A 16,692-nucleotide genomic window follows, 5' to 3' on the forward strand; every position below is an offset into this window, starting at 1 on the left:
GTTGGGGACCTGGCGCACCGATGGAGTGCGTCAGGGCTGCTCGGGCTCGGGCCGCTCGGGGAGGCCGCCTCGCCGGCTGCCGTCGAGGAAGGCGGCCGCCAGCGTGGGGGTCGCCCCAGCCGTCGGGGCCGGCCGCTGCCCGCCAGGGGCTCGCAGAGCCCCATGAGCGCGGCGACGCCGGGGAAGCTGCGATTCACCGCCCGGCCGGGGCTGCTCGCCCTCGACCGCGCGGGCAGCCGCCTGCACCGTGGACGTCTGCGACGATGCGTCCACCGGGTGCGGCCGGTGCTGCGGGGGCGTCGGCTTGTGCGCCGGCGGCATCCGCACCAGGAGCCGGGCCGGCACGACGACGAGTGCCGTGGTGCCACCGGTGGCGTTCGTCTGCAGCATGACGGAGCACTCGTGCCGCTGCGCGATCTTCGCGGCCACCAGCAGACCGATCTGCCCCGCGCGGACCTGACCGCTGACGTCCGCCTCATCGGGCGCGGCCAGCAACTGGTTCATCCGGTCACGGACCTCCGGTCGCATTCCCACGCCGCGGTCTTCCACCTCGACCGCCAGACCGGCCGCGACCCGCTGCGCCCGCACGACCACCTTCGTGGCCGGATCGGAATTCTCGCAGGAGTTCTCGATCAACTCGGCAACCAGATGCATCAAATTGAGAGCCACATGCCCGGGAAGGCCGAGTTCCGCCCCCAGAGAGCCCGCGACATGCGAGACACGCGCGTACTGCACCACCTCGGAAGCCGCCCCACGCAGCACCGTCTCCACGTTCAGCGGCTGGCGGCTGTCACGCAGCGACCGTCCGCCCAGCACGGCCGTGCTCTCCACCTGCCGACGCAGCCGGGTCGCCAGGTGATCGATCTTCCAGATGTACGACAGCAGATCCGGATCGTCCGTCGCCATGCCCAGATCGGAGACCGCTGCCAAGGTCCGCGTGACCAGGGCATGCTCGCGCTTGGCCAGCGCGCGCAGGACATCGAGCAGCACGACCGACCCGGACTCGTCGTTCACCCGCAGCAACGCCTCAACAATCAGGCGCTGCAGTTTGCGCAGCACGGCCTCGACAGCGGCGGTCGGTCCGTCCGGCAGCGCCTCAGGCACGGCCGGGAGCGGCGGGCGGACGCCGCGGCAGAGCTCATCGGCCGCCCACGACAACGTCGTCTCCACTGCCGCTACCGCATCCCCGAGCCGCCTCAGGTCCTCCTCCCGGGCCTTGAGCACCGCACCGTCCACCACGCCCACCGCCGTACGTACCTCCCGGACCGCGATGAACGCGACAGCGGCCAGCCCACACCCCACCCCGGCCAACACCAGGGAATGCGGCCAGATGTTCGTGCGCCAGACCACGAGGCCAGCGACAACGAGCACCGCCAGGAGCAGCAGCGGCACCATCACGGCGCGACGTATCCGGCGAAGAACGCTCCTGTCGGTCGGAGCGGGCCGTCGTCTACGGCCGCGCGGCCTGTCCGAGCGAGCGGGGGGCGCGCTGTGCGACATGACAATCCTCAACGGTCAAAGGGGAAAAGGCTGATAGCGATGGGAGGCAGGGATTGGACAGCAGGCGGTGGGCTCACTGCCTGCTGGTGGCTCGGCCGACGGCCCGTCGTCCCGAGCGGCCCGTCGGCCCGCCGGACCTCCGGCCTGCCGGCTCGCGATGAGCATCAGAGCGGCCATGGCGCCGACGATCACAGCGGTCACAACGAGGCCCGCGACGGTCACGTCAGCCACCCCGGGCGGTGACGACGGCTCCTCATGGGCGCGGGACCGATGCGGCGAGAATCAACGTGGCCAAGGCCACGGCGAACACCAGCAGGCGCACCGTGTTGCGGCTGGGCCCCACGGGGAGCCGAGTGGGAGACGATCCGACCGGATTGACTCGGCACACAGCCTCGATGAGGTTGCGCGTGGCCTCGGCCAGGCTCACCAGGTGAGCACGGCTGGCCACGTACCCGTCCGGGAGTGCGGCTGAGCTGAGTTCGCGCGCGAGCGTGGCCACAGGGTGCCCGGCAGGCAGGCAGGGCCGGAGCGAGCTGGCTGATGTGACCCTGCAGCAGGGCGGCGAGAGTCTCGACATCGGCGTAGGTCTCGGGCAGCGGCACGTGGTCGTCGAGTACCAAGGTGACCGTCTCGGCCGCTGCCACGGTGCGATCTCGCTGGGCGATCGGCGCCCGACGTACACGGCGGACGCGCAGAACGCTGGCCGGCGCCGTCGGAGAGTGCCCGAAGCGGTGAGTCAGTAACAGGGACAAGGCGGAACTCCGGTAGGTGAAGATGCGCCGAAGTTGCGCGCGCCTGCGGGACGTTGGCCCGCTGTGCTGCATCAGCGGCGCGGTGGTGTCGAGGGGCTGGGCGGAGGCTTTCACGAGGACGATGTCCTTCCAGGCAGGCTCACGGCGAACCAGACGCTCTTTCCAGCGTCCGCGTGGGGGGTGACTCCCCACTGCTCGGCGACCTCTGCGATGAGACGGAGACCGCGGCCGGACTCGCTGTCGACAGCCGGGCTGCAGGGCCGCGGCATGGAGCTGGAGGGATCACTGACGGAGACCTGCACGCGGTCCGCATCGCACTCGACCCTCATGGTGATCGTGTCCGCCGGGTTGCGGCAGCCGTGCAGGATGGCGTTGGCCAGCAATTCGTCGGTGAGCAGGCAGACATCGTCCACCACGGATGTGTCCGCCGCCCAGCCCCACATCGCCAGGCACTTCTCGACCAGGCCCCGGCCCAGTCGGACGCTGGACCGGACAGCGGCGTAGTCCTGAACCTGCTGTACGACGCGGCTGCTGGCTGCCAGAACCTGGCCGTCGCACGGCGTGCCGTCCCTCAGGGCGGCCCAGGAGGCGTCCGGGAACGAGGTCCCCAGCGTGACCAGCCGGGCGCCCGCCGTCTCCAGCCATCCCAGTATCGGGATCCGGTCGCACTGTTCGACAGCCAGGTCCGACATCGAACGGACGATCACCGCGTCGGCCAGGCCGGCCTCGACCGTGCCGACGACCGTGGCCCAGCCGCGCCGCTCGTGCAAGGGCGCGGTCACCGGGTCGGGGTCACAGACACGCGTGTGCACGGTGTGTCCCTGCCGCGTGGCATCCGCCACCAGCTGGTCCAGCCTCAGCGGGGCGGCCGTAACCGTGCTGGGGTCCGCGCACACGTACGCGACAGCGCGTTCGGACAGCAATCGTTGAGCGTTCACAGGAATCCGTCTTTCCGTCATCAAAGGGACGGGCCGGGTGAAGCGGAGAAGATGAAGCAAGACCAAGGCACGGGTAGCTCCAGCGAAGGGCCGCCAGGGGGGCTTACAGGCGAGGTGGGGTCTTTCGGCTCTGGTCGCCTGGGGCGGTGACGCTGCTGCCGGTCACGACCCGGAGAGCTTCCCGCAGAGGCGCCATCAACTGGGTCGCGTCCGGGCGAGCTTGGTACGCGGCGGGACAAGTGTCCCGTCGCAGGTTCCCGGACGGCGGCAGCGCCGGCTACGCGCTCGCGCCCCGCCGCCCGGATGCTGTCTGCGGAGGTGTCCCATCACCGGACTGGCGTGGGCATCCGGAGCCTTCCGTATCAGCAGTGGGTCCGCTGCGACGAGGACCTTACGGATCGTGGTCATGGGGCCACTGTTTCGGCAGTCTGACTTCTCTGCCAGGGGAAATCAGCGGGGGAAAATCCTGTCAAGGGGGAAACACAGGGGGGAAGTTGCCGTCATGATTGGTTTCCACCCGACGACGAGGTCACACTCAATGGCAACGGACCAGTTCGCTGAGCTCCTAGTCCGGCTTCGTAGGAAGACCGGGCGTACTCAGGAGGAGCAGGCAGACGCGATCAACGCGGTCTCAGGTCGAGAGACCATGACCCGGCGAGAGATCAACCGCTACGAGCACGGCCACAACATTCCGACAAACCACACGCTTGCGCACATTGCGGTGGCCTGCGGCTTACCCCCGGAATACCTGCAGCGGGAGGCCGCCGCAGCCCGAGCCAGGCGCAGGAAAGGCGCCCGGCCTGAAGGGGAGGACCAGGACGACGTGAAACGCCGCACGCTGCTTGGAGGCGCCGCCGTTGGCGCAGTCGCCGCCACAGAACCGTGGGAACGCCTCGCGCACGCCCTTACCAGAGGCAAGCAGATCGACTCCGAAGCAGTCGACAACCTCATCCGTCGCGCCTGCGACCTGCATGTACGCGAGGGTCACCTGACCGCCCTCGAACTACAGAGCGAAGTTGAGTCGCATCTGGAAGCGATCACGAACGTTCTGCCGCTAGCCGGTGAACACGAGCGGGCTCTGACGATTGCGGCCGGCGAAACGGCAGCCTTGGCCGGATGGGTCGCGTGGGATCTGGGGGATCACCCCAGGGCACAGGCCTACTACGAGGTCACCATGGACTGCGCCAGGCACATCGGCCACCCACCCCTGCGAGCCCTCGCGCTGGGGTACGCCAGCTACGGGGCGGCGACCCCTGAGAGGGCCGCGGAGTTGTTGATCCAAGCCACTAAGGACGTTCGAGGTCCGGGCAATGCGGCTGCCGCTGCCTGGCTCTACGGCAGGCTCGCGGAAGAGGCGGCGAGTGCCGGCGATCACACGAATGCTCTTCGTGCCCTGGACCGGGCCCGCTTCGCGTACGACTTCGCCGACTACACGGCCGAGCAGGCGTGGGTCCGCTTCGTCACCCCGTACCGAATGGATTCCCTGGCGTTGTCTGTGTATGGACAACTCGGTCGGCAGGAGCTGGCCGAAACAGCAGACCGGGCTGTAGACCGGCTGGGTAGGCAACTACCTGAATCAGGCGTCGTCGTGCTGGGCGACCTGGCGAATGCACTGTTGCGAGGGGGAGATCTTGAACAGGGCGTCTACGTCGCCCGCCAGTTCGCGGCGGCGAGTGACGCTCGCCCCACGACGATGGGGCGAGCTCGCGCTCAGGCCGTTGCGGTTCAGCTTCCGGCCAGGGAGCGGGAACTCGCCCGACACCTACAGCGATTCGCTGCGTGAACTGTTACTCGGCAGCCTGCCGCGAGGTCTCGTCGACCACCCACTTCAGGTACGCCTCGGAGCCACCGGTCACCGGAAGGGTGATCCATTCCGGTACCTCGTAGCTGTGATGCTCTGCGACCCAGGCCGCCAGCTCCGGGAGTCGCTCCATCGTCGTCTTGTACGAGATCCTCCACTCCTGTGCCGTCTCGATGGTGCCCTTCCACCAGTACGTCGCGGTGAACGGTTGGTCGATGTGAGCGCAGGCCGCCAACCGGCTCTCGACCGCACCGCGGGCGAGGGCTTTGGCCTGTTCCTCGTTGTCGATGGTCGTCTGCGCAATCAGGATGTCGCTGGCCATGCAACTGCCCTTTCAGGTCGGGGAACCGCGACGTTGACACTACTCAGTGCCCTGCGGGTTTCCGGCACGGGCGGTGGACCGGTGCATGGTTGGCCAGGCATCCCAAGGCAATGACGCTGGGCAGACGTCACTTCGAAGGGCCGGGAATTCAGGGAGCAGACGGCCCCGCGTTCGGGGCCGCCGAACCGCAGGCGTGGTCTGCTCTGATTCAGGAGGTTGACGTGATCGCGTACGTGAGCATGACGATTGCCCAGATCAGTGGGACGAGTGCGACGTACGCGAGTGGTCGGTGCAGGACGGGCCTGCCCAGGGGGACCTGACGTGTGCCGTGCAGGGGGACGGCGGGCTGGAGCCGCCGCAGCTTTCGGTAGGCGCGCAGGTTGGCCAGGAGCGCGAACGGGGCGCCGATGGTCAGGGAGCCAATGCCCCACCAGCCCTGCCACAGGGTCTTGGTACTCATCTCCCGTACCAGGGCGATGCCGCAGAGGCCGCACAGCGGACCGGTCACCCGCTGCCAGCGCATCACGACGATGAATCCCTGGTGGGCGCGGACGGTGACGGGGGCGGCGGGTGTCACTCCGCACACCGTGCAACTGGGTGCGGTCGCGGCCGGCTGCACGGCGGGGGTTGTCCAGGCGGGCGGCTGGTAGGCGGGATCGGGCGGTGACGGGTTGTGGACGTACCAGGCCGGTGGGTGGTAGACGGGCGTGAACTCCTCGTCGCCCGGGAGGCCGGGGTCCGGCAGTGCAGAGGGTGTCATGCGGTGTCCTTCAAAGCGGTGGGTTCACCCGGCGGTACGGCGGGCGCGCTGCACTCCGTCGGCGAAGTCGCGGGCGGCTGCTGCGGCGGCGGTGACGGGAGTCTCGGGCAGGGCCTGCATGCGGCGGATCACGGCGGAGCCGACCACCACGGCGTCGGCGAAACCGGAGACGTGCTCGGCCTGGGCCGGCGTGCTGATCCCGATCCCGACCGCGACCGGCAGACGGGTCGCGGTGCGCAGCCGGTGGACCAGGCGCGGCAGGTACGGGCTGAGCGGGCTCTGGTCTCCGGTCAGGCCAGGCGTTGCGGGCGCGTAGGCCATGCCCGTGGTGCTGGCACCGATGGCGGCGAGCTGGGCGGTGGAGGCGTGTGGCGGAATGAGCGTGATGGTGCGCAGGCCCGCCGCGCGCGTTGCCTCCTGCCAGCCGGCGGCCGCGGTCTCGGGCAGGTCGGGGACGAGAACAGCCGCTCCGCCCGCAGTGGCGAGTTCCTCGGCGAACGCGCGCGGTCCGTACTGTTCGATCGGCGTCCAGTAGGACATCACCGCCAGCGCGGCCGACGTTGAGGCGGTCAGCTCGGCGGCGGCCATGAAGACATCGCCCATCTGGAACCCGTTGGCCAGGGCCTCGGCGGTGGCCTGCTGGATGACCGGGCCGTCGAGGAAGGGCCGGGTGTACGGAATGCCGATTTCCAGGATGTCGGCGGCCTGGCCCATCAGGTGCAGGGCATCCAGGCTGGCCGAGAGCGTGGGGTAGCCGACCGGGAGGTACAGGCCGAGGGCGGCCCGCTTTTGGGCTCGGCTGAGGGTGAGGATCTGGTCGAGACGTGAGGCAGGCCGGGAGGAGGTGACGGACACGGCAGGAGGCTCCAGGACGAAGAGGGGTGTCACTCAGCGGGTGCAGCTGGTGGTGTGCACGGGTGCATCGGTGCGCGCGTCGACCTGCATCAGGACCTGGACCAGCCGCTGGTCGCACTCGGCCGCGTCGGCGCCCGTCACCACCCAGTGCGCCAGCCGGTCGGAGATCGAGGCGTTCGGCGGCGCCAGGACCTGGTCGCCGGGACGACGCGTCCACACCAGCCGCTCCAGCCACGGCTCGGCCAGCAGCGCCGACGGGGCGCCAAGGCGGGTCACCTCACCGCTGAAGGCCGGGTAGAGGAACTGGATGGCGGCCGCCTGACGGCGGTTCGGGGTCAGGTCGGGCACGGCGCCTGCGGCGAGCGCCGCCGTTGCCTGGGCAAGGTCGATGCCGGTGGCCCGCAGCACCAGCAGGGGGATGAGGTCGCCGCCAGGCCGGGCGTTGACCTCGATCAAGACCGGACCGCGCTCGGTCAGCCGCAGCTCGACGTGGAGCACGCCGCGCTCGATGCCCAGCGCGCGCACGGCCCGGGTGACGGCCTCGGTCACCGCGGCGTCCGTCAGGAGCGGGTCGCGGGCGTCCACTGAATGCCCCGTCTCCACAAAGCGCGGCTCCGCGCCCAGGCGCTTGCGGGTGACCGCGACGATCCGCACCTTACTGCCGCCGAGGACGACCGTCTCCGCGCTGATCTCCGGACCGGCCAGGTACTCCTCCACCAGCACCCCGGGCACGGCGTAGCCATCCAGGCCCGGCAACGTTTCCCGAGTGGCCCGCCGGTAGGCCCGGCGTACTTCGGCGTCGGCGTCGGCCCGCAGCACTCCCGCGCTGCCGGCCATCCCCCGGGGCTTGACGACGACCGGATACCCGATCCCGCGCGCACACTGCACGGCTGCATCCTCGTCGTCGACGGCGTGCGCGAGGGCCGAGGGCACGTTCTCGGCGGTGAAGCGCTGCCGGGTCTGCGCCTTGTCCCGGCAGGCCGCTACCGCAGCCGGTGAACTGCCCGGCAGGCCGAGCTGGGCGGCGAGCTGGGCGGCGAGTTCTACGTGGTTCTCCAGGTACGTCACCACCCCGCTCAGGGGAGACTGGGCTGCGAACCGCTTGACTGCGGCCGCGACGCTCTCCGCGTCAGCGAGATCCGTCACGAGCTGGTCATGGAGGTAGGGAGCCGCCCAGGCCGGGCACACCCTGTTGTCGGCGAGTACGACGGGGTGCCGGGCCGCTATGCGCTGAAGGAGGTGTTCTCGGTAGGCACGGACGCCGATGCCAAGGAGCAGAAGAGGACGGCTGGAGACGGCGGTTGCCGCGACGGGGACCTGCTGCACGATGTGCTCCAAGAGGCGGGGAGAAAGCGGAGGAGAAAGGCGAAGCCGCAGCCCGGCACGGTTCCTCATGCCGAGGCCGTGCAGACCGCTCCGGCTGTGAGGGCCTGGCAGGCGGGGTCAGACCGGGGCCTCGCGGTCCGGGCCCGCAGCGGTGCCGGGTCTCCGGCGCAGGAGCAGGCCCAGCGGCATGCATACGGTGGCGCCGGCGAGGCCGCAGGCGAGCGTGGTCAGGCCGACAAGACGGGGGCCGCCCTGTGTGAGTGACCAGCCGGCCAGCTCGGGGGCGCACATGATGGCGGTGGCGAGCGTCGTGCCCCAGATGCCGGCGTACAGGCCGCGGGCGTGGGGCGGGGCGATGCGGTCGATGATGGCTGTGGCCGCGACGAAGGCCGCGATCTCGCCCGGCACGGCCGCAGCCGCCGCGGCGGCGTACTGCGGCGTGGTGGAGGCCAGGCCCGCCGAGCCGATCCCGGCGCCCAGGATCAGGGAGCTGGCCGCGAGGATCCCCACCATCGAGGTCTTCTTGGCCTTGCGGGCGAGCCAGCGGTTCAGCGGCAGCGACAGCAGCAGAACAGCGGCCGCGCTGGCCGCCTGCGTCCATCCGTAGGCGCTCGCGGGAAGCCTCTGACGGTCCATGAGCAGCGGCATGACGCTGAACAGCCCGGCGATCGGGACGAAGGCGAGGACGCTGGCCAGCCAGAGCAGCCACAGCCGGGCGTCCTTGGCCAGCCGATGGCGTGCGGGCCCGGTGTGCGTTGTCGCGGCGGGCGGTTGGTCGGGCCTGACGCAGTACGTGACGATCACCGCGAAGGCCGCGCACGCCAGGGCGTTGATCCAGAAGAGGAACGGCAGCCCCGTACGGTCCGCGAGCAGACCACCGGCGGCGCCCGTGACCGCCGCGCCGACGTTTACCGCGAAGTGGCGCCAACCTGTGATGCTGGCGCGGGCGGACTCATCGGGTATCTCGTCCGCCACGGCGGCGGAGATGACCGGCCGTGGTGCGTCGTAGACGACTCCGGCGATGATGGCCGCGGCCCCAACGACGAGCGTGTTGGTGGCCTGGGCCAGCAGGGGCAGCGTCACGGCGGCAACGGTCATGGCGCTGATCAAAGTGGTGCGGCGGCCGAGAGCATCGGCCAGACGGCCCCACAGGATCTGACCGGCGAGCCATCCCAGGCCGTACAGCGCGAGTACCCCGCTGATGCCCGTGGTGGAGAAGCCGAGGTCGGAGAGCCGGTAGGGGAGGAAGGGGTAACTGAACCCGGCCGCGCGGACCGCGCCGGCCCCGACGACAAGGACCCAGATGCGTGTGTGGCTCTGGCGGTTGGCTGAGCGTGTGGCCGGTGCGGCAGCTGGTTGTTGAACAGGCACGGTCGCGGGCACGGCACTCCTTGTGCAGGGACGGCGTCTGACGGGGTCCGGCACCGGGGCTCTGGAAGCAGGCGTGGACGAGCCATTCGGGGTGCCGCCGGGTGGGGACGGCACCCCGCGGGGCCGAGGACCCGGCGCGGAGGTGGCGCACGGGTGCGGAGCCGGAGGCACGGCTCGGGACTCGGCCGGGCCCGGCCGACCGGAGGGGAACCGTCCCGGCCGGGTGTCAGCGATGCGAGCGGTAGGCCCGCCGGAGAGCGGGCCTCGGGGCTCGCGTGGCGGCAGCGGAGCGGCCGCGCCTACTTCCAGTCCACGTACTTGTCGTAGACCCAGCCGTAGGTGCCCTTGTGGGTGCCGGAGGCCACCTTGACGTAGTCCCAGCTGGTGGGCACCTTGCCCTTCCAGCACAGGATGTCGACGCTCGTCTTCCTGGCCAGCAGGCCCTTGGAGGAGGACTTGGTGCTCGGGCTGGTGCGCAGGTTCACGGAGCCGGTGTTCAGGTGGCCCCGGAAGGGGAAGTTGATGAACGACTGGCCGTCGGTGCAGGCGGAGGTGCCCACGGCCGAGGCACTGGGCGCGAGGGCGAAGGCCCCGCCGGCGAGGGTGAGGGTGGCCGCCGAGACGGCGGCGGTCTGCTTCATGCGCCGAGAGAGACGACGACGGAGTACGGGCACAGCAGCCTCCTGTACGAGGTGCTGGAAGCTCCGGCACAGGGCAACCAGCCGGTTTCCTGCCGAAGCAGGCGCGGGTCTATCCTGTCCGCGCGGCGTGTGCAAGACGCCGCTGGAGCACCCCAGCTTTCGGATGTGGGTTCGATCTTCTGGTGGTGCGCTGTTCACGGTGGCCGTTTCCCTGCGCCAACAGGGGGACGGCCACCGTGTCTGTATGGAGTTGTCAACGGTCCCGCGCGACTCGCGTCCCGAGGCGCGTGCGGCGGTCGGCTTTCCCCTGCGCCAACAGGGGGATCGCGCGCCGCGACGTGACCGACCGGTGATGGTGAAACGCTCTGGCCGAGGATCACATGTGCCCTGTGCCCGGCCGGCCCCTATCGCGTGGCCGGCTTGATGAGCACGGGGCGGTGGCTCCGTGTCAGGGAGCCCAGAGGCGCGGGGGAGCGGGCAGTCCGATGGCCTTCGCTGAATCCGAAGCCCACTGCGGCACCTGATCGTTCATGGTGTCCTCCACCCGTCCCCGTACGCCTCCTGGAGCGTTCGCCGTCGCCCGGCAACTTGGCCGGGCCGGTCCCGGCTGAGTTGCCGAGTCGGCGAGTTCGCTCACGGCCTCGCCGACTGCCGACCCCCGTAGCAGCCCCGACGGTGGAAACTGCCTGGCAGGCGAGGCGGCATCACTATGACTGGTTGAAAGGGCAATTGCAACCGCCATATTCATTTCTCGCACAGTGAGAAATTTGGCCCCCGCGCATTTCTCACTGGCTGAGAAAAGGGCGCCCACCCTTTTCTCAGCCAGTGAGAAATGCCCGATGCGCAAGTGGGCAGGTCATCGGGGGTAGTTGATGCCCTAGCCTGTAGTGGGTACACACCGGACCCCGTCGCTAGGAGTACCGTGCGCGCCATCGTCATCAGAGAGTTCGGCGGCCCCGAGGCATTGCAGTTGGAAGACGTTCCCGAGCCCGAACCGAGGCGCACGGAAACCGTCCTATCCGTGCGCCTCGCAGGCGTTAACTATGCAGATGTCCATGTTCGCGGCAATACATACCTTGCGCCGGTTGAGCTGCCGTACATCCCCGGCAACGAAGTCGTCGGCACAGCGGGGGGCAGACGGGTGGTGGCCCTGACCCAGGGCGGAGGCTACGCGGAGCGGGTCGCCGTCCGCCGCAGCCTGCAATGGGAGATCCCGGACGACGTCACCGACGAGCAGGCCGTGCCGCTCGCCCTCCAAGGCAACAGCGCCTACCACTTGCTGCTCACCGTGGCCCAGGTTACGAGGGGACAGACGGTGGTCATCCCCGCCGCGGCCGGCGGTGTCGGCTCCCTGGCTGTCCAACTCGCCGAGCAGCAGGGTGCCAGGGCCATCGCCCTCGCCAGTACCGAGGAGAAGCGCCGGCTCGCCCTGGACCTGGGCGCCGTCGCCGCAGTCGACTCCTCCGACGAGGACGGGCTGACCGAACGCATCCTCGAAGCGGCAGGCGGCCCGGTCGACGCAGCGCTGGAGATGACCGGCGGCCAGACCCTGCACCAGACACTGGCGGCGATCCGCCCGCGAGGCCGCCTCGCCGTATACGGCTTCGCCAGCGGACAGCTCGCCGACATCCCCGTGCACACGCTGCTCCAGAAGTCCATCACTGTCGGCGGCTTCTGGCTCCCGCACATGTACACCGATCGCACGCTCCCCCTGACAGCGTCCATGAAGACCCTGTTCAGCTGCGTCGCCAGCGGAAGGATCAAGGTGATCAGCGGCGGCACCTTCCCGCTGGCCGACGCCGCCAAAGCGCACCACGCGCTGCAGAGCCGGACCGGAACGGGCAAGTTCTGTCTCGATACCACCAAGTAGTAACCTGAGCCTTACGTAACGTGCGCGGCCGGCGCAGTCGGTCGCGCAACCCCGCGCCGCTGAAAGGGAGGCGCGGGCACGAGCAAGGGTGGGTATGGACGATGAGCGGAACCGGGACCAGCGTCGCTGAACGACTCTTCCGAGTGCAGAAAGCATTCGTCACGCTCGGGCCCGGCGCGCATCGGCTATCGGAAATCGCCGCCGAGGCCGGTCTCGACGACTCCACCACGGGCCGGATCCTGACCGTCGGCACCTACAACAAGACCTTCGTCCGCGTCGACCGCGGCAAGTACCAGCTCGGCAGCACGGTCGCCGAACTCGGCCTCCACGCCCTGGCCGCCGACAACCTCTCGGACAACGACGAGGCCCACCAGGTGCTGGAGCAGCTGCGGACCGCCACCGGCAACGGCCTGGTCTTCCTCTACATGCTGGCCCAGTTCGGCGGGGCCGGCCGGCAGTGCATCGACATGGCAGTGGGCGACTCGGACCTGGAGGAACTGGGAATGACGCATCGCGCCATTCTCCGTGTCACCCGCTCCCTGCGCACCGGCGCCTCGGGGCGGACGATCCTTGCCTACCTGCCGGAGGAGATCCAGAAGAAGACGGCCACCGGCCCGATACCGGACGAGGCCGGCCCGGGCGTCATCAAGGACCCCGACGAGCTACTTGTCTCCCTCGCCGAGGTCCGCGACCTCGGCTACGCCCTCGGCCGGCAGGAGTGCATGGCGGGGTGGAACAGCATCGCTGCCCCGGTCATCTGGGACGACACGATCTGGGGTGCCGTGCTGATGCTCAAGCCGATGGACGTCATGCCCGAAGCACCGCAGGAGTACATCACCGCCACCCTGAACGCGGCCGCCCGGCTCAGCCAGCTCGGCGGCTCCTGAAACGCAGATGCCGAAGGCCCCGCGACCGTATGCCGCGGGGCCTTCGGCATGCCGTCGGCGGCACGCCCGCGCAGGTGCTACGGAACCCGCTTGATGCGCGTGGCGAGCGCACGGAACTCCTCGCCGACACCGTTCTCGTCCATGTGCCGGGTAAGGAAGTCGTGGTCCTTCGCCAGCAGCTGTCCCATCTTGAGGCCCGAGGTGAGCAGGGCAGCGGCGAGCGTCGCCTTGACCACGCGCTCGGAACACATCTCGGTGAACAGGTGCCTGAACAGGGCTGCCGTCTCCGTGTCGCCGGCCGCCGAGGCGTCGACATGGGCCCGGAACAGAATTGCCCCACGCAGCTCGTCCCGCAGAGCCTCACGATCCTCCGGTCCGCTGGCCGCCTCCGCGAGCAGCTCCTCCTCGATCCGGCGGGCCTTGTCCGTGTCGCCTTCCTGGAGCGCCTCTAGGAAGGCACGTGCCTGCCGGGACACGTAGACATCGGGTAGCTGTGCCTTCAACGATGAGCCTCCTCGGCGTGGTTGCTTGCCGACGAGCGTAACCGGTCCGCGAGCCCGCGCAGACCGGGCTGCGGAAGATGACCGACACTGACCGTTCCGGTGCGGCACAATCACACGTGTCATGGGGATAATGAGTCCTAGAAAGGAAGTCCCGGCTTGTCCTCACCTGTCGCCGACGAAGAGAACTGCCCGGCAGCCGAACAGCTCTCCCAGCTGGTTCAGAGAGTGCTGGCCGATCCGGACATGACCAAGAGCGTGGCCAGCCACGTCCGGTGGGTCGAGGGCACCCTGCAGCGCGCCTTGAAGGAACGAGAGGACTTCCGCAAGCAGTACGGCGCGTCGCTGGAAAAGCTGCTCGGCCCCGGCGCCAACGCCCTGTGCCACCTGACGGACAACGGCGAACTGCGCGCCAAGGAACTGGACACCCCGCCCAAGGGCGTGACCGCCTCCCAACGACGCCGCTCCAACATCCTGCGCCGCCTCGCCGCAGCCGCCGGCGTGCCCAGCGGAGCCGTCTCCTACCCGAAGCCGGTCCCGAAGCCCACCATGCCGGCCTGGGCCCGCAGCGAATTCCACAACCGACTCCAGAGTGAGGTCGACAAGAAGCCGTCGGCACCCGGCCGCGCCCGCCTCCTGGTCGTCATCGGCCTGGTCCTGGACACAGCCGCCCGCAGCGGCGAACTGTGCTCCCTCGGCATCACCTCGCTCGCCCCCGACTTCTCCTGGGTGAAGATCACCCGCAACCCTCAGGCGATCACCTCCGAAGTCCATACCACCGAGGTCTGGCCCGTCTCCTCCGCCACCCAGGCCGCTCTGGCGAACTGGCTCGGAGTCCGTGACCGCCTGGTCGAGGACCTGGAAGGCGACAAGAGCGCCCTGCTCGTCGTCCTGCACGGCAACCGGATGTTCCACGGCCAGGGCGCCTACAAGCGCGGGATGCCGCTCCAGGTGCGGGGCTTGATCAGCAGCTACCGGGCCGGCGTACAGGAACTCAAGGACGAGGTAACCAACCGCGGCGGAGCGGGCTGGCAACTCCCCAAAGGGATCGAACAACTGCGACGCGGCGTCGAGGAACGCCGCACCGCATACGGCACCGACCGCCGCGCCGGGACCAGGACTCCCAAGTGGGCCCCAGCCGTCGTCCTGAACCCGCTGTCGCCCGAAGAGACGGAGAAGAAGAAGACAGCGACGGCATTCGCCAAGACGGCCGAGGCCGTGACCGCCTTCCACCAGGCCCGCGAGGCCACCAGCGGTGACGAGAGCGATCCACAGGTGCTGAGGGCCAGGCGCACGCTACAGGAGACGACCCGGATGGCATGGGCCCGGTCCGACCACACCGCTACCCTCCGGCTGCTGCGGCAGGCCGGCCTTCACGCCGACGACCTTGCGGCCGCCGGCTACACCAAGCTGCTGTTGGATGCGTTGGAACGTTCATGAGGCGAGCTGGCGGGGAGACTGCCTCGCTCCCAGGGAGAAGGGCCGCACAGGCACGGTCGAAACCGGGAAGACGGGTGCGGCCGGTAGCCCGGGAGTTGAGTCTGAGTCAACGCGCGCTACAGCAGCGGGGTGCTCAGGCGGCCACTGCGGTCGCCTGGGTTCGCTCCAGCCGGGACTGCTCCCGCCGCCACTCCCTGCACCCGGTACCTCGGCAGGCCGGACGCAGAGACTTCCCCTTCGGACTGCCGCGGTAGCCACTGGCTGTGCTGCACGCTGGATCGCTCTCGCCCAGCACGCACAGCGACCACGCGGCCTCATCGAGGGCCTCGCCGTATTCCGCGTCCCAGATCGCCCGGCCGTAGACGTAGCCCAAGGACACGCCGACCTTCGCGGCGGCCTCTGCCACGGGCACAGCGTCCGCGACCAGCGCAAGCAGACGCTCCCGCGCTTGCCGGGGGAACGCTTTTTCGGCAAGTGCATGGTTCCGGTCGCGGCTGTCGGCGCTGTGCGCCCGCACGCAGACCGGGCACCGGCAGCCGACCCGGTACAGCGTCGACGGCGCGTAACGCTCATGGTCGTACTCCACCTTGATGGGCCGCGCGGCCAAGCGCAGCAACTGCTTGCCCGTCCAGGTGTACACGCGGCCACCGCGGCGGTGGGGCGTCAAACGGCCGCCAGGAAACCAGCCATAACTGGCCATACTGGACACACTGGAGGGAGCCAGCTCCATCAGCTCAGCGAGCTGCCGAGAGGTATAGACCCTCTCGGCGTCGACACGCTGCGCGTACTCGGCCAGAGGGTGAGGCTTAACAGAGGTACGAGGCACCTTCCATCCCTTCGACTCGCCCCCGTAGGCGCGGGGAGTAACACGCGCTCCTGCGTTGAGAAGCAGAAGGCCAACCCCGCAGCTGCGGGGAGCAGGAAGACGCATCCCGGCCGTTACCGACTCGGGAGACACCCCCGCATCGGCGGGGACCACGCTCGACCAACCAGCCGATAGAACTCGACAACGGGGTCACCCCCGCATCGGCGGGGAGCAGTGCGTCCACCATAGCGAACCCAGCCCACGGGCGGGGTTCGCTATGGTGGACGCTGGAGCCCTTCCCAGGACACGGTTCCGCCGCCCTGGCGTCAGGGGCCCGCGATCAGCCAGAGGATCAGGACGGCGTCCAGCGTCTGGGAGTGCCGGTAGACGACGCTGATCCCTCGACCACCGGTTGTCTCCGGCAGCAGCTCGACGGCGTAGGACTCGCTGTGCGGATCTGCATCCGGCAGGCCCCGGGCGTGGTCCGGGGTGGGGTCATCCTCCAGCGCGCGGCGGACCGACTCGACGGCGGCCTGCTCGGAGTGGGTCAGCTCGCTGCGGATCTTCTCGGCGGCGTCGCTGTAGAACGCGTGGCTCACTGGGCGGTCCCGTTCCGCTCGGCCATCTTCTGGCTCAGCTCGAACGCGACGTCCTCAGTGCCACGCATCAGGGCTGCCATCCCCTGCGGGTCGCAGCGCAGCATCACCCGGTGCCGGTACGCCTGGATGAGGTTGCGTACCCCCGTGAGGTCATCCAGGGCAAGCCCGTCCAACTCCTCCTCGAACTCCTGGCGGTCGCCAGGGAATGCCCAGACGCTGAGCGCAGCGCGCAGCTCGGCGAGCGTGCGCATCGGCGGGACAGGCCGGTCGGCCTGGTGGTCGGGCTGTGCGGTCACGGTGACCTCCTCGTCGCTGTGCTCTCGAC

General features: G+C 69.6%; 16 protein-coding genes. 4 read left to right on the plus strand and 12 right to left on the minus strand.

What is annotated here, in order from left to right:
* Nucleotides 1-30: 30 nt before the first annotated feature.
* Complete coding sequence (locus Srubr_RS12685) at nt 31-1,395, minus strand: sensor histidine kinase (RefSeq protein WP_229926930.1); 1,365 nt, start codon at nt 1,393-1,395, stop codon at nt 31-33.
* A gap of 967 nt (nt 1,396-2,362) precedes the next feature.
* On the minus strand, nt 2,363-3,175 hold the full coding sequence (locus tag Srubr_RS12690) for an ATP-binding protein (protein ID WP_203854995.1): 813 nt from the start codon (nt 3,173-3,175) through the stop codon (nt 2,363-2,365).
* A 553-nt stretch (nt 3,176-3,728) separates the two neighbouring features.
* On the opposite strand from Srubr_RS12690, the gene Srubr_RS12695 reads away from it, so the two are divergent.
* A complete protein-coding gene (locus Srubr_RS12695; RefSeq protein ID WP_189998241.1) occupies nt 3,729-4,973 on the plus strand; it encodes a helix-turn-helix domain-containing protein in 1,245 nt (414 codons plus the stop codon).
* A gap of 4 nt (nt 4,974-4,977) precedes the next feature.
* On the opposite strand, the gene cutA is transcribed toward Srubr_RS12695, so the two are convergent.
* From cutA to Srubr_RS12725, 6 genes are all read right to left on the minus strand, one after another.
* Nucleotides 4,978-5,313 carry a divalent-cation tolerance protein CutA gene (gene cutA / locus Srubr_RS12700; RefSeq protein WP_189998242.1) on the minus strand — a complete coding sequence of 112 codons (336 nt, stop codon included), beginning with the start codon at nt 5,311-5,313 and terminating at the stop codon, nt 4,978-4,980.
* 208 nt (nt 5,314-5,521) lie between these two features.
* Nucleotides 5,522-6,073, minus strand: a complete 552-nt coding sequence (locus Srubr_RS12705; protein WP_229926920.1) for a hypothetical protein — start codon at nt 6,071-6,073, stop codon at nt 5,522-5,524.
* Nucleotides 6,074-6,097: 24 nt separating this feature from the next.
* Entirely contained in the window at nt 6,098-6,928 is an 831-nt protein-coding gene (trpA, locus tag Srubr_RS12710) for a tryptophan synthase subunit alpha (protein ID WP_189998243.1), read from the minus strand.
* Between the two features lie 33 nt (nt 6,929-6,961).
* Nucleotides 6,962-8,254, minus strand: coding sequence for an ATP-grasp domain-containing protein (locus tag Srubr_RS12715; protein ID WP_189998244.1), 1,293 nt, complete (start codon nt 8,252-8,254; stop codon nt 6,962-6,964).
* A 117-nt stretch (nt 8,255-8,371) separates the two neighbouring features.
* Complete coding sequence (locus Srubr_RS12720) at nt 8,372-9,637, minus strand: MFS transporter (RefSeq protein WP_189998245.1); 1,266 nt, start codon at nt 9,635-9,637, stop codon at nt 8,372-8,374.
* A gap of 287 nt (nt 9,638-9,924) precedes the next feature.
* Nucleotides 9,925-10,266 (minus strand): SH3 domain-containing protein, encoded by a 342-nt coding sequence (locus Srubr_RS12725; protein ID WP_189998246.1) that lies wholly within the window; start codon nt 10,264-10,266, stop codon nt 9,925-9,927.
* A gap of 922 nt (nt 10,267-11,188) precedes the next feature.
* On the opposite strand from Srubr_RS12725, the gene Srubr_RS12730 reads away from it, so the two are divergent.
* Both Srubr_RS12730 and Srubr_RS12735 read left to right on the plus strand, forming a co-directional pair.
* Nucleotides 11,189-12,136: a quinone oxidoreductase family protein gene (locus Srubr_RS12730; protein WP_189998247.1), complete on the plus strand. Its 948-nt coding sequence runs from the start codon at nt 11,189-11,191 to the stop codon at nt 12,134-12,136.
* Nucleotides 12,137-12,279: 143 nt separating this feature from the next.
* Nucleotides 12,280-13,023 (plus strand): IclR family transcriptional regulator, encoded by a 744-nt coding sequence (locus Srubr_RS12735; RefSeq protein WP_229926921.1) that lies wholly within the window; start codon nt 12,280-12,282, stop codon nt 13,021-13,023.
* Between the two features lie 77 nt (nt 13,024-13,100).
* Here Srubr_RS12735 and Srubr_RS12740 read toward each other — a convergent pair whose 3' ends face one another.
* A complete protein-coding gene (locus tag Srubr_RS12740; protein ID WP_189998249.1) occupies nt 13,101-13,526 on the minus strand; it encodes a hypothetical protein in 426 nt (141 codons plus the stop codon).
* A gap of 156 nt (nt 13,527-13,682) precedes the next feature.
* On the opposite strand from Srubr_RS12740, the gene Srubr_RS12745 reads away from it, so the two are divergent.
* Complete coding sequence (locus Srubr_RS12745; RefSeq protein WP_229926922.1) at nt 13,683-14,963, plus strand: hypothetical protein; 1,281 nt, start codon at nt 13,683-13,685, stop codon at nt 14,961-14,963.
* A 133-nt stretch (nt 14,964-15,096) separates the two neighbouring features.
* Here the strand turns inward: Srubr_RS12745 and Srubr_RS12750 are convergent, their stop codons facing one another.
* From Srubr_RS12750 to Srubr_RS12760, 3 genes are all read right to left on the minus strand, one after another.
* Nucleotides 15,097-15,603, minus strand: a complete 507-nt coding sequence (locus tag Srubr_RS12750; protein WP_229926923.1) for a hypothetical protein — start codon at nt 15,601-15,603, stop codon at nt 15,097-15,099.
* A gap of 491 nt (nt 15,604-16,094) precedes the next feature.
* Nucleotides 16,095-16,367, minus strand: coding sequence for a hypothetical protein (locus Srubr_RS12755; protein WP_189998251.1), 273 nt, complete (start codon nt 16,365-16,367; stop codon nt 16,095-16,097).
* A complete protein-coding gene (locus Srubr_RS12760; RefSeq protein WP_189998252.1) occupies nt 16,364-16,663 on the minus strand; it encodes a hypothetical protein in 300 nt (99 codons plus the stop codon). Before Srubr_RS12760 ends, Srubr_RS12755 begins: the two co-directional genes overlap by 4 nt.
* Between the last annotated feature and the right edge of the window lie 29 nt (nt 16,664-16,692).

This window comes from Streptomyces rubradiris (assembly GCF_016860525.1).
GTDB lineage: Bacteria > Actinomycetota > Actinomycetes > Streptomycetales > Streptomycetaceae > Streptomyces > Streptomyces rubradiris.

Excerpts from the sequence above, each read along its gene's own strand:
- Srubr_RS12685 (WP_229926930.1), bottom strand. The coding sequence starts at position 1,395 with ATGGTGCCGCTGCTGCTCCTGGCGGTGCTCGTTGTCGCTGGCCTCGTG.
- Srubr_RS12705 (WP_229926920.1), bottom strand. The coding sequence starts at position 6,073 with ATGACACCCTCTGCACTGCCGGACCCCGGCCTCCCGGGCGACGAGGAG.
- Srubr_RS12725 (WP_189998246.1), bottom strand. The coding sequence starts at position 10,266 with ATGAAGCAGACCGCCGCCGTCTCGGCGGCCACCCTCACCCTCGCCGGC.
- Srubr_RS12695 (WP_189998241.1), top strand. The coding sequence starts at position 3,729 with ATGGCAACGGACCAGTTCGCTGAGCTCCTAGTCCGGCTTCGTAGGAAG.
- cutA (WP_189998242.1), bottom strand. The coding sequence starts at position 5,313 with ATGGCCAGCGACATCCTGATTGCGCAGACGACCATCGACAACGAGGAA.